11 protein-coding genes and 2 pseudogenes are annotated in these 12,114 nt (G+C 69.3%); 4 read left to right on the forward strand and 9 right to left on the reverse strand.

Annotated features, from left to right (window positions below; all coding sequences use genetic code 11):
* A pseudogene (locus AB0N14_RS38755) lies at positions 1-153 on the forward strand (ISL3 family transposase); the annotation flags it as partial.
* 444 nt (positions 154-597) lie between these two features.
* Here the strand turns inward: AB0N14_RS38755 and AB0N14_RS38760 are convergent.
* The 5 genes from AB0N14_RS38760 to AB0N14_RS38780 form a co-directional block, all read right to left on the reverse strand.
* Positions 598-1,449 carry a class II fructose-bisphosphate aldolase gene (locus AB0N14_RS38760; protein WP_366030406.1) on the reverse strand — a complete coding sequence of 284 codons (852 nt, stop codon included), beginning with the start codon at positions 1,447-1,449 and terminating at the stop codon, positions 598-600.
* Positions 1,450-1,581: 132 nt separating this feature from the next.
* A complete protein-coding gene (locus tag AB0N14_RS38765; protein ID WP_366030407.1) occupies positions 1,582-2,532 on the reverse strand; it encodes a DMT family transporter in 951 nt (316 codons plus the stop codon).
* Positions 2,529-3,521 (reverse strand): BadF/BadG/BcrA/BcrD ATPase family protein, encoded by a 993-nt coding sequence (locus tag AB0N14_RS38770; protein WP_366030408.1) that lies wholly within the window; start codon positions 3,519-3,521, stop codon positions 2,529-2,531. Before AB0N14_RS38770 ends, AB0N14_RS38765 begins: the two co-directional genes overlap by 4 nt.
* 49 nt (positions 3,522-3,570) lie before the next feature.
* On the reverse strand, positions 3,571-4,734 hold the full coding sequence (locus AB0N14_RS38775) for an SIS domain-containing protein (protein WP_366030409.1): 1,164 nt from the start codon (positions 4,732-4,734) through the stop codon (positions 3,571-3,573).
* Positions 4,731-6,026, reverse strand: coding sequence for a D-tagatose-bisphosphate aldolase, class II, non-catalytic subunit (locus AB0N14_RS38780; RefSeq protein WP_366030410.1), 1,296 nt, complete (start codon positions 6,024-6,026; stop codon positions 4,731-4,733). Before AB0N14_RS38780 ends, AB0N14_RS38775 begins: the two co-directional genes overlap by 4 nt.
* 119 nt (positions 6,027-6,145) lie before the next feature.
* On the opposite strand from AB0N14_RS38780, the gene AB0N14_RS38785 reads away from it, so the two are divergent.
* Together AB0N14_RS38785 and AB0N14_RS38790 are read left to right on the forward strand one after the other, a co-directional pair.
* The gene (locus tag AB0N14_RS38785) at positions 6,146-6,958 is read left to right on the forward strand and encodes a GntR family transcriptional regulator (RefSeq protein WP_366030411.1); all 813 of its coding nucleotides are present in this window, start codon (positions 6,146-6,148) and stop codon (positions 6,956-6,958) included.
* Between the two features lie 119 nt (positions 6,959-7,077).
* Complete coding sequence (locus tag AB0N14_RS38790) at positions 7,078-7,329, forward strand: hypothetical protein (protein WP_366030412.1); 252 nt, start codon at positions 7,078-7,080, stop codon at positions 7,327-7,329.
* A gap of 185 nt (positions 7,330-7,514) precedes the next feature.
* Here the strand turns inward: AB0N14_RS38790 and mobF are convergent, their stop codons facing one another.
* The gene (mobF, locus tag AB0N14_RS38795) at positions 7,515-9,491 is read right to left on the reverse strand and encodes a MobF family relaxase (RefSeq protein WP_366030413.1); all 1,977 of its coding nucleotides are present in this window, start codon (positions 9,489-9,491) and stop codon (positions 7,515-7,517) included.
* A 425-nt stretch (positions 9,492-9,916) separates the two neighbouring features.
* Here mobF and AB0N14_RS38800 point away from each other — a divergent pair.
* A pseudogene (locus AB0N14_RS38800) lies at positions 9,917-10,108 on the forward strand (IS5/IS1182 family transposase); the annotation flags it as partial.
* Here the strand turns inward: AB0N14_RS38800 and AB0N14_RS38805 are convergent.
* The 3 genes from AB0N14_RS38805 to AB0N14_RS38815 all read right to left on the reverse strand — a co-directional run bounded on the left by AB0N14_RS38805 (position 10,063) and on the right by AB0N14_RS38815 (position 12,012).
* Positions 10,063-10,452 (reverse strand): reverse transcriptase domain-containing protein, encoded by a 390-nt coding sequence (locus AB0N14_RS38805; RefSeq protein ID WP_366030414.1) that lies wholly within the window; start codon positions 10,450-10,452, stop codon positions 10,063-10,065. The pseudogene AB0N14_RS38800 and the gene AB0N14_RS38805 sit on opposite strands and share 46 nt — an antisense overlap.
* Positions 10,431-10,763, reverse strand: coding sequence for a hypothetical protein (locus tag AB0N14_RS38810; protein ID WP_366030415.1), 333 nt, complete (start codon positions 10,761-10,763; stop codon positions 10,431-10,433). Before AB0N14_RS38810 ends, AB0N14_RS38805 begins: the two co-directional genes overlap by 22 nt.
* Positions 10,764-11,436: 673 nt before the next feature.
* A complete protein-coding gene (locus AB0N14_RS38815) occupies positions 11,437-12,012 on the reverse strand; it encodes a group II intron maturase-specific domain-containing protein (protein ID WP_366030416.1) in 576 nt (191 codons plus the stop codon).
* Positions 12,013-12,114 lie beyond the last annotated feature (102 nt).

Raw genomic sequence — 12,114 nt, forward strand, 5'->3', positions numbered from 1 at the left:
AACGGGCTGATCGAGTCCACCAACACCAAGACCCGCCTGATCATCCGCCGAGGCTTCGGCTTCCGCACCGCCGACGCCATCATCGCCCTCGTCATACTCACCCTCGGAGGCGACCGCCCAACACTGCCAGGACGCCAACTCGCCTCAGACTGACCCACACATCAAGCAGAAGAGCCCAAAAACCCGCCCCCGCCCGGATCAGCCCACGCCGCGGCGCCCGTCGCGTACGTCCTCGTCCCGCCCGGCGCCACCGCCGGGCCTTTTCGCGCTACCGATACCAACAACGAGCCCAGACCCTCGCAATACAGAAGACACAACCCCAGCTCACGCACGCTGACCTCCCTACTCGAACCGCTCACGGGGCCACTCAATAAAGCAGCAACACACCCCAGGTCAGCCGTCGCCCCGTACACCAACAAGCCCCCCTCCGAGCGTCGGTAGGCGTGGGAGTCGTAGCGGAAGCCCTCGTGCTCGACCAGCACGTGTGGATACTGGGCGTCCAGCGGTTGTACCAGCCGGTCGGCGCCTGCCCGGTGCTGCGCTGGAGGGACTCGTAGGCTGCGGCGATAGCGAACATCGTTGCCGGCGCTTCGAATTTCAGCCGCTCACCACCCCCTCGAGCAGCACACGTACCGTCTCCGCCATCGCCTCTCGACCGCGAGTGAGGTAGGGGCGGGGGTCGGTCAGGTCGGGCTTCGCCGCCAGGGTCTCGCGGACCGCGCGTGTGAAGGCCATGTTGAGGGCGGTGCCGACGTTGATCTTCACGATGCCAGCCCGGACAGCTCGGCGCAGTTCGTCGTCGCCGACCCCCGACGAACCGTGCAGGACCAAAGGAACGGGGACGGCATCCCGAAGCCGTTCGATCAGTTCGTGGTCCAGGGAAGCCGAGCGCTCGGTCATCGCGTGGCTGCTGCCGACGGCGACGGCCAGGGCGTCCACGCCGGTCTCCGCGACGTAGCGCGCAGCCTCCTGCGGGTCGGTGCGCACGCCGGGCGCATGGGCGCTCGCGGGGGCGTCGGGTTTGCCGCCCACGTAGCCGAGTTCGGCCTCCAGCCACACTCCGGCGCCGTGGGCCCACTCCACCGCGGCGCGGGTGGCGGCAAGGTTCTGGGCGTACGGCTGGGCCCCGGCGTCGAACATCGCGGAGGAGAAGCCCGCGTCGGCCGCCGCACGCAGCAGCCGCAGGTCCGTCACATGGTCCAGGTGCAGCGCGACGTCGACGTCGCAGGACTGAGCGACCTCGGCTGCGGCCCGTGCGATCGGCGGCACCTGCCCGCCGTGGAACCGCACGGCATTCTCGCTGATCTGCAGGATCACCGGCGTGCCCGCTGCCGAAGCCCCGGCGGTGATCGCTTCGGCGTGCTCCAGCGTGATCACGTTGAACGCAGCCACAGCCCGGCCGGCAGAGGCGGCCTTCGAGACGAGTTCACGCGTCGGAACCAGGGACATGGGGCAATCCCCTCACTTTCGTGTTGCTTCGGTGGCCGGTCCGAACCGCTTGGTGAGACCGGCGGTTCGGCGACCCTGGGCGGCCGGTACGGGTGGACTGCCGCATCCGTACCGGCCGGGACTGAGATGGGATCAGAGCCTCTGCGTGGCGGGGCCCACTTCCGCCGGGGTGTCCAGCACGCCCTGGGCGACGGAACTCTCGCCACCCTTCTCGTCGCTGTAGACCATCAGGGTCGAGCCGCCGAGGGCGAGCACGATGCCGATGGAGCCCCACACGCTGGGCAGCGTCTGATAGACCATCAGGGACAGGATGATGGTCAGCACCGGGGCCAGCGCGTTGGTGATCGGCGCAACGACCGAGGCCTTGCCCCGGCTGAAGGCCATGACCAGGAACAGGGCCCCGATCGCGTTGAGGACCTGGGTCACGGCGGTGAGCGTCGGCGCCTGCCAGGGATAGCCGGTCGGGAATTTGCCCATCATTGCGAACGCCACCGGAACCAGCAGCAGGCCACTGATGGTCATCCAGCCGAAGGTCGTCGCGTCGTTGACCCCGACGAGTGCCGCCTTGCGCATGCAGAACGCCTGCACGCCCCAGGCGATGCAGATCGCGATCGCCATCAGCAGCCAGGGGCCGTGCGCGTTCGAGTCCCCGCCACCACCGGGAATGCTGAGCAGCACGATCGCCACCAGTGCCAGGACCACGCCCACGACGGCGATCCGGGCGATCCGCTCACGCAGCAGGACCATCGCCATGAGGACTGTGATCATCGGGGAGAGAGACACCAGTGGGAAGATCAGATACGCCGGGCCATCGGCGAGCGCCCGGAACAGCAGCAGCTGTCCGCCGGCGCCGGTCAGTCCCGCGATCAGGCCGTACACGGCGGCGACCGGCCGCCGGTCGAACTTGTTGCCGCGCATGGCGAAGTACGCGGGAATGAGCATCGTGAAGGCCCAGATGACGTAGATCATCTCGTTGGGGTAGCCGTACTTGCTGTTCGGCTGGCTGGAGAAGGCACCCCACACGCCCCAGAACAGGACGAGCAGCGTCGCGTACAGGATCCAGCTTCTTTTACCGTTCTTCATCGGTCGTCCTCTCCAGAGGCAGGGGAACCGGAGACCTTGCGCAGCGCGTCGAGCGCGGGTCCGGGGAGCGGGCTTCCAGCGAGTTTTGCCGCGTACAGAGCGGCACCTACGACCGGCTCGTACAGGGGGTCACGCAGTTCGTATGTGGTGAAACGATTCGTCAGTCGGGTGGTGAATGCCTCCAGGACCCTGTCGGCTCCGAACGTGCCCCCGGAGTAGGAGACCGGTACCGTTTCGTCCGGGCCGAAGTCCAGCCGCTCGCGGGTGATGTCGACGAGCTGGGCGAGCTCGTGGCCGGCCTCGGTGAGGATTGCGTCGGCGACTTCGTCGCCCAGGTCGGCCGCCTCGGCCACCCAGCGGCTGATCGCGGCGACCCGGCCTCGGTCTCCCTGCCACCGGTTGTGGACGACGTCGATCACGTCGAGGTCGGACGCGAGCTCCAGGTTGCGCCGGAGGACGCCGCTCAGGGGGCCCTCGGGCAGCCGCCCGTCACTCATCCGGGAGAAGGCGCCGAGGCCGCGGACCGCGATCCAGTACGCCGATCCCTCGTCGCCGAATATCTCGCCCCAGCCGCCGATGCGCACGCCTCGGCCCAGCCGTTCGCCGTACGTCATCGAGCCGGTGCCGCTGATGACGTTGATACCGTCGACCGCGCCCAGCGAACCCGCCCAGCCGCAGACCATGTCGTTGTTGCACGCGTAGCGGTCGTGTCCGAGCACCGCTCGCGGTGTGGCATTCAGCACGGGCAGGTCGTCGGCCGCCTCCCCGTAGCCGGGCAGGCCGAAGAAGGCGTACTCGATATCGGCCGGTGACAGCCCGGCCGCCACACAGACCGCGTCCACGCCTTCTTTCAGCACACGCTCGACAAGGTCGATCCCGTGCGAGAAGTAGTACGAGCTTGCCGCCTGCGCTCGCGCCACCACGTGTCCGGACCGGTCGACCACGCAGAACGCGGTCTTCGTCCCTCCGCCGTCGACGCCTAGGAACATCGTTGTACCTCCGTCCGACGCCCTTGATCTGCGCCGTTGATCTGTCTGGTCAGTTCTGCAGGGAGTGCAGGATCACGCCCTGCACCACGCGGTTCACCTCACCCGAGGGGAACGGGTTGTCGGGCGTCATGCCCCGGGCCAGGGAGGCACGCAGGGCGATGAGCTGGGCGTACACCACCGCGGACACCGCCAGGGCGGCGTCCTCGACGCCGTCGAGGCCCGGTAGCGCCCACAGGTCGTCGCTGCCGCCCTGCGTGCCTTCGCCGGGCTGGGCGGAGACCGTTACGACGCTGCCGGGGGGGAGGCTCCCGCGCAGCTCCGTGACGATGTCCTGGTCGTACCGGCTGGTGTACGGGTCGTTGGACTGGTATACGACCACGACCGTGCGGTCGTTGAGCACCGCCTTGGGACCGTGTCGGAAGCCCATCGAGGACTCCGCGACGGCCATGAACGTCCCGCCCGTGAGCTCGAGCACCTTCAGCGCCGACTCCTCGGCGAGTCCCTTCAGCGGACCGCTGCCCAGGAAGACGATGCGTTCGGGGGCACGGTCCACGAGAGCGCCCACGGTGCGCTCGACAGCGTCACCCTCGGTGATCGACTCGACCGAACGCGCCAGGCGTTCGGGGACCCCGGCGTATATCTCTCCGCCCAGGGCGAGCAGCGCCGCCAGCGTCATGCACGTGAAGCTCGAAGTCATGGCAAAACCATGGTCGTTGGAGCCGCCCGGCATCAGCAGCACCCGGGACTGCGGCCGCCCGGCGTGATCACGCGCCAGCCGGCCCTGCTCGTTGCAGGTGATCACGAGGTGGTGCACCTCGGAGAGCAGCTGGTCGGCCAGGCCGGTGGCGGCCACGGACTCCGGGCTGTCACCCGACCTCGCGAAGGAGACGAGCAGCGTGGGCACGTCCTGGGCGAGGTGGCCGCGGGGGTCGGTCACCAGGTCCGTGGTGGCGATCGCCTCGACGCGCCGTCCCAGGCGCCGGGCCAGCGCCGGCTGGAGCAGCTGGCCGGCGAACGCCGAGGTGCCGGCGCCCGTGAGCACCACGCGCAGGTCGCCGCGGGCCATGAGCGGACGCAGGAAGGCGTCCAGCGATTCCCGGGAAGCTGCGACGATCCGCTCAACCTCCCGCCACAGACCGGGCTGCTGGGCGATCTCGCGGACGGTGTGGGCAGCGCCGTCGTCGACGGGCAGCGTGCCGGTGGGCGCGGTCACACGTACTCCTTCAGATTCGGGTTGGAAGCGCGGTCGTAGTCGCGCAGAACGTCGCGGACGTGGTCCACGGCCAGGTCGCGCGGCCGGGCGGCAAGTTCGCCCTGGCGGACGCGGGCGTACTGGAGCGGAAGGTGGGCGCTGAGCAGCGGCAGCGGGATGTCCACGGCCGAGAGGTTCCGCAGCAGGCGGTCCTGGGCCTCTTCGATCTCGGGGTCGGGCCAGTAGTAGCGCAGCCGGTCGCTGTAGCTGTAACGGCGGGCCAGGCGCTGCTCGTCAGCACTGCCGGGGTAGTAGCCCTCCCATCTGGCCGGCTCGGCGAGCATCCGCCGCTCGACGACCTCGGGCAGCCGTGACCGCTCCGCGGCCGGCACCAGTTCGTCCTCGATCGCGGCGAGCGCGAACAGTGCCTCGCGCAGGGCGAAGGTCAGCCCCGGGCCGACCTTGAGGACCGCCCAGTGGTCCTCGACCAGCGCGATGAGCGCCTCGGCGGTCTGGTAGTCGGTCGAGTGCGCCTCGAAGACCATGGCGGGCTCGTCGTCCAGAACCCTGCGCAGGTCCTCGGTCAGCTCCCGCCGGTAGCCGACGACCCGCAGGTGGTCGAATTCCACGGCCGGCTGGACCACCAGCGCCATCACGCGCGGCCAGACACCGTCGAGGCCGTGTTCGGCGAATGCCTTCCGGTGCTGTTCCAAAGTCGTACGTGCGGCTTCGTGCCGGGTCGGCAGGAGAGCGCCGAGCGTCTCGTGGGCGCCGCCGGGGGTGGGGACCTCGGTGCCGATCACGTACCGGATCTGCTCGGACCGCTCCGGGCCCACCGTGTCCTCGACCGCTCGGATCAGCCGCGCGGCGCGGTCAGCAACGATGTCATCGGTCAGTGGTACGGGGTCGCCGGCGCAGGGGAAGCTGCAGTCCATGTGGATCTTGGTGAAGCCCGCCTCCGCGTAGGCGGCGACCAGGTCCACGGCCTTCTCCATCGCCTCGTCGGGCGGGAGGGACTGCCACCGGTTCGGTCCGAGGTGATCACCTCCGAGGACGACATGGTCCAGTGGCAGACCATGTTCGGCGGCGATGCGATGTACGAGATCGCGGAAATCCGCGGGCTGCATCCCCGTGTAACCACCGTACTGGTCCACCTGATTGGAGGTCGCCTCCACCAGCAGGTGGGTGCCGGTCTCGCGTGCCTGCCGCACGGCCGCCTCGATGACCAGCGGATGGGCTGAACAGACGGAAGTGATGCCCTGCGGCTGTCCGGCCTTCTGGCGGCCGACCACCTCGTCCAACGGGCTCTGCATTGTCAACCCCTCATTGTCGTGCATTTTGAGCCCATTTGCCACAATGGCCCGGTGCTCGCGTTGAACCTAACTGGTCCTATTGGTGGCCGTCAATAGTCTCTTTCTGGTATTCTTCTGGTATGCCTACCTCGGAGACCGCCCCTCCCCGCCTCCCTCAGAGCCTGCTGACCGACGACGCGTTGCCGCTGTACGCCCAGGTGGCGGCCCGTCTGTGGGGCGATGTCTCGGCCGACGGTGCCCAGGCCGGAGACCGGCTGCCCTCGGAGCGGGCCCTGGCCACGCGGTACGAGGTGTCGCGCGTCACCATGCGCGCGGCGCTCACCGAGCTCGCCGCTCGGGGCATGGTCGAGTCCGCTGCGGCCCGCGGATGGTTCGTGGCGCGGTCCGCCACCTTCCCGCAAAAGGACAAGAGCAGTGCCCCGGACATCCCTGGCGCTGGCGCTGCCGCGCACACCGTCGAGGGCTTCGCCGACTACGCGGTCAAGCACGGGCTGGCCACCCGTGCCCGGGTGCTGCACTCCGCGATCCGCCCCGCGACCGTCGCCGAGGCCGAGACGCTGCGCGTCGGACCGGGCGCTGCCATCTTCGAGATGCGGCGGCTGCGGTTCCTCGACGGCCAAGTGGTCGTCCTGGAACACAACCGGCTCCCACTTGCGCTGTGCCCCGTCCTGGCGGAGACCGACTTCACCGAGGCGTCACTCTTCGCGACGCTGCGCAGCGCCGAGCCGGCGCAGAACCCCCAGGTCGCGGACTACTCCGTGGAGGCCAGGCAGCCGGACGACACCGAGCGTGAACTCTTGGAGATCACGGATGCCACACCAGTACTCGTCGCCTACCAGCTCGCCTACAACCAGAATGGCCGTCCCCTCGAACTGACCCTGGCCGTCTACCGCGGCGACCGCTACCACTTCCGGGCCTCCATCACGTCCTGAGCCGGCGTCGCTTCCAGCTCCTCCGTCAACTCGGACCGGCGGTCGGCCGACGCGGGGCGCCTGCCGTGTTTGCCGAATCTCGTGAACAACGCCGGGCTCGGTCGACGAGGTGCTGACGAATGAGGGCTCGCAAGTACGCCTCCTTCGCGCTGGACGAGGTCGGGTGCGTGCTGCTGTCCACGCTCCGGGACTGGGCGCGGGACTCCCCCACCACGGCGGCTCCTGGCATCGCCCGCAGCATCATCCGGTTCACGGTGAACGTCATCCCGGACCCCGACCACGCGGACACCGCCGACACCCTGGAGGCGATGCGCGATGAGCGCCTGGTGCTGGCTCACGCGGTGCACTCCGTACCCGGTGCGCACCGGTAGCCGCACCACTCGGGGGTGGATGCGCACTGGCACGGTGGTGTGCATCCACCCGGTGCGCACCGACTTCATCCCTACGCACCACGATGCGCACCACCGTCCATCCGGTGCGCATCCACTCGGGTGGGAGTGGATGCCGGGCATCATCGGTGCGCACCACGGCATCAAGTGCGCGGCATCGGGTCCACTCAGTGGCCGGCCTCCCGGCCGCGGTGCGGTCCTGGCTCCTGCGGGTGGTGCACCCGCTGGTCGTCCTGGCGCACCGGCTGCGCTCCATCGGCATCGTCCTGTTCGGCATAGCGGTCCGCGCGGGTGCGGGAGGCGTCGGCCGCCTTGGAGAACGCGTCCTGAAGGTGGCGCAGCCGCTCGTCCGTGAAATCGAGGGCTTCCACGCCCGTGCGCGACTCCCTCAAGGCCCGCAGCGCCGTCAGGTCGATCGCCTCCCGGCGTCCAGCCTCCGGCTCCCGGTCGCTGTGCTCGGCGTCGGCGGCCGCAGGCGCGAGCAGCTGCTCGGGCATCGCCGCCTGCTGGTGCGCGACGACGTCGTACGCCCGGCCCCGCGCAGCGGTAGCGGTGGCGGTGGTGGTGCGCAGCTTCTCCCGCACCGCCGCGCCGGCGAGGACAGCGGGCTCGTACTGCAGCGGGATGCGGGGTATCTCCCACTCCCCCGCGTCCTGGCCCGGGGGCCGGAGTGCAGCCGGCTCGCCGGGATCGGCCGGGGGGTGCCGGTCCGGGCCAGGTGCGGGGGTGGGTGGGCGGCGCCGGTCGGGGAGGTCGGACAGCGCCCACCGGGCGGTGTAGAGGCGGTAGTCGGCCTCCAGGCCGCGCACCGTCTTCGGCTCGCTGATGTCCAGGCAGTACGTGGAGATGGCGGCGGCCACGATCCAGTCGTCCAGGCCCGGCTCGCGGCGGCGGCCGCGCAGGACGAGGGCGAGGTGGCGGCGGGCTTCGGCGAGCAGGTGCCGGCGGTGGAAGCGGCCGCCGTCGTTCATCACGAACACCGTCGCGGCGACGTCGACGGCCGGCAGGGCGACGTCGACCACGGCGGCGACCCGGGCCCGGATCGCTGCAGCCGCGGCGCGGGCATACTCGAGGAGGGAGTTGATGACATCGATGGCCACCTTGGAGGTGCGGATCGCGCTCTCTTTCCACTCCTTGCGCAGCTGCGCGAGGGGCCGGGCCTTCTGCTTCGGCGGGCGCGTCATCTTCGCGGCGATCCCGTTCAGCTTGGCGCGGGCCCGTTCGGAGACCAAGGGCAGGAACTTCGGCTCGCCGTTGTCGTCGACGGCGGTGACGTACTCGTGCTCCAGGTCCTCGAGGCAGGCGGCGATCTGGTCGCTGCGCCGGGCGGTCCAGCGGATCAGCTCGTGCGGCACCCCGGCAATCTCCATGACCGGCCGGCGGGCCGGCGTGACGGTGCGCGGCTCGGTCGCCAGCCCCAGCGCCTCGCAGACCTCCGCGGCCCCGATCTCGTTGTAGAGCGCGGAGGCGGCCACGGTGTTCTCGTGCAGGGCCAGGGTGTGGATCGACCCCCACTTCCCGTCCAGACGCTGCCCCTTCACGGACAAAAGCAGATGGTCATGGAGCAAGGGCCGCCCGGAGCGCGCCTCGTAGTGGCGGAAGCGCGCGGCGACCAGACCGCCGGGCGGCCGCACCCGGTAGATGCCGTCCTTGCCGTACCGGATCACCGCCACCTCGTCCTCGATCCACTCCAGCACCCGCTCGATCGCGCGCGCGTGCGCGGCCTCGATCACCCGCCGGGTCTCCTCATCCCCCAGCGCCCACAACAGGTAGATCGTCGGCTGCGGCCGGAAGACGAAGTCGACGCCCGTGACCGTCACCCGGCGACCGAGGGCGCCGGCCTTGAACGCCTTCTTCGGGGACGCGCCCTTGGCGAGCAGGTCGGCCCAGATCCGGTCCGCGTACGGGTGCCGGCCCCGCTCGCCGAACAGGTTCCGCAGCTGCGCCTCGGTGACCTCCTCGCCCGGCGCCAGTCCGAGCATGGCCAGGCCGCGCCCCATCCATCGCCCGACCGGGACACCGGCTTGCTCCTGGGCCTCGCGCAGCGGCGTGCGGGACGGGCGGCGTCCGTCGCCGACAACGGTCTGGCGCAAGTAGTAGCGGTACATCTGACCGGCTCGAATGACCCTGATATCAACTGTCATGCAGACCACGCCACACGGCTTTGATCTGCAAGAAAAGGCCGATCAGCGGTACGTCCCGCAGGCGGGAAACGGCTGAACTTTCTTCTCAGGCGCCCGCCAGGCGGGAAACGGCTCCGGCCCGGAAGCGAATGTCATCGCTCTCCGGCAGCCCTCACATCACGCCCCGAACGGCACCAACAAGCGCCACTGAGCACCACCGCGCACCAAGGAACGCGCACCACCAACGAGCACCGCCTACAGCAGCCCGCGGCAACCACCGGGGGCTGCCTCTTGCTGCCCGGAGGAGATCACCGTGCCCACCTTCGAGACCCTCCCCCGCTTCACCGCCGACCTCCAGCACCTCACCCCCGCCCAGCGCCGGCGATTCCGCCATGTCGTCCTGGACGCGTTCGTTCCCGACCTGCGCACCGGGCTGTTCCTTCCGCAACCGCAAGAAACTCGGCTCCCGCGGCGGCCGTCCGCCGAAGTTCGACCGGGAGGACTACAAAGCTCGGCACGCGGTTGAGTGCGGCATCAATCGACTCAAAAGGCACCGAGCTGTGGGGACAAGGTACGACAAGCTCGCGGTCCGCTACGAGGCGACCGTCCTCGTAGCGGCGATCAACGAGTGGCTGTGAACAGGGATGAACGCCTTCACCAGCGCCAGCACTCGCTTGTCCTTCACCCGCGCTCGAACCCGGTCCATCAGGGCCACGTGATCGATCCGGTCGAAGCACGCCTCGATGTCAGCGTCCAGCACCCAGCGATATCCCTGGGAACCGAACAGATGAATCTCAGCGATCGCGTCGTGCGCACGCCGGTTGGGCCGGAACCCGTACGAACACGGACGGAAGTCCGCCTCGAAGATCGGTTCCAGGACCAGCTTCAGCGCGGCCTGCACCACCCGGTCCGCAATGATCGGGATACCCAGACGACGCAGTTTCCCGCCCGTCTTGGGAATCATCCGCTCACGCACCGGCATGGCCGAAAGACCCCTGCCCGCAACTGCGAGCGGATGCGGTCCAGGTACGCTTCCGCCCCGGCCGCACGCACGTGGTCGGCGCGAACGCCGTCCACGCCCGCCGTCCGGGCTCCGGTGTTGCCCGCCACCCGTTCGAAGGCCATCACCAAGGTGGCCGGGTCGCAGACGAAGTTGAACACATCGTCGAACCGGAAGCCGTGAGCGGCTGCCGCCCAACGGTGCAGTTTGATCTGCATCTTCCGTACCTGCAGCTCGGCGACGTCAGCCACTGGCCACGTGACCGGGGCATCCACCCCGGTGTCTTCGGACATTGCAGTACCTCCCTTGCATCTCGCTGCCGCCCTTCCCCATGTGCCGGGCTCTCCCCGGCTCGGAGTACTACGGCGGCTCCGCCCCTCCCACGGCCTGATCGGCAGACGGTGTGCCCAGCCCAACTCGCCCGCGCTGGAAGCGCGGACCAGGGGCGAGACCGGGGAGGTTCCCGTGTTCACTGATTGATCGCTCGTCGAAGTAGGCACCCGGCTATACCCCCGCGGCCTCGCCACGGCTACCCCGCAGCACTTCACCGTGACCTCCCCGGTCACCTGGCAATCATGACCCGGGAGTTGCACGCCCGGGAAGAAAGGCGAACACGCACCGCAACCAGCCCAAATCCACCAGGTTCGAGCTGATGTCACCTTAGGAGGCTTCAAGCGCCGGTTCCTCTCGTATACCTCTCCGTCTCGCTTGCCGGACCCGCACCATCTGGCGGTGCTGGCACGTCCCGGCTTTGTCGGGGCCGCTTGCCGCCTTGCCCGGCACCTCCCGGGTCAGGCTGCCCCCAGCTTGACCGCCCTGCTGCGACAGGACAGCGGTGGTGTAGGGGTCGGACCGGGGCGCGGTACTGGCCTTGTGACCAGCCCGTTTCCCCGGCCCGCCCTCCGCACCGGACATGCGACTCTCACCGCATCCGGCGCTCCACGGACTCCCTCGGGACCGCGCGGTTCACGCCATCGCGGCCTTCGCCCATGGTGTCGGGATGCTGTATCCACGCCAGCGGTAGCGGGTCACCTTCACCCGCTGCGGGACGAACAGCGTGATTCCGTCCTCTTCGGGCCGCCAACCGGGCTCGCCGGTCAGATAGCGGCGTCGCAGAGTCCTCCAGTCGATCCCGGGATGCTGCTTCCTCAGCCACAACGTCACTCGACGCCAGCAGAAGTCGTCGAGATAGTGGAACGTGGCTGTGGACGACCCGAACCGGAAGTAGTAGCACCATCCCCGCACCGCCGAGTTGAGCTGGCGGAGCAGGTCGGCGAGAGTGCGTTGACCTCTCTTGTTCGTCAGCGCCCGCACCTTGCCCGTGATGGAGGCCAGCGCCTTCTTCGACGGATAGGTGTAGACGTAGTGCTCGCTGGTGCCCTTCTTGCGCCTCCGCTGGATGTGAAAGCCAAGAAAGTCCAGCCCCTCGTCGATATGGCAGACGCGGGTCTTGGCCTCGGACAGGCGGAGCCCCAGAGGGGCGAGCACGGCCGTGACCTCCTCCCACAGCGCGTCCGCGTGAGCTTGGGTGCCACACACCATGATCAGAAGGTGAGTCGGCGGCGGGAATCGCACCCGCCGCCGCTCGCAGAGTGAAGTAGGCCGCCGACGAGGTGCCCGTGGTTCGGGTCCTTTTTCCGACGG

This window comes from Streptomyces sp. NPDC051104, from assembly GCF_040682835.1.
GTDB classification, from domain to species: domain Bacteria; phylum Actinomycetota; class Actinomycetes; order Streptomycetales; family Streptomycetaceae; genus Streptomyces; species Streptomyces cynarae.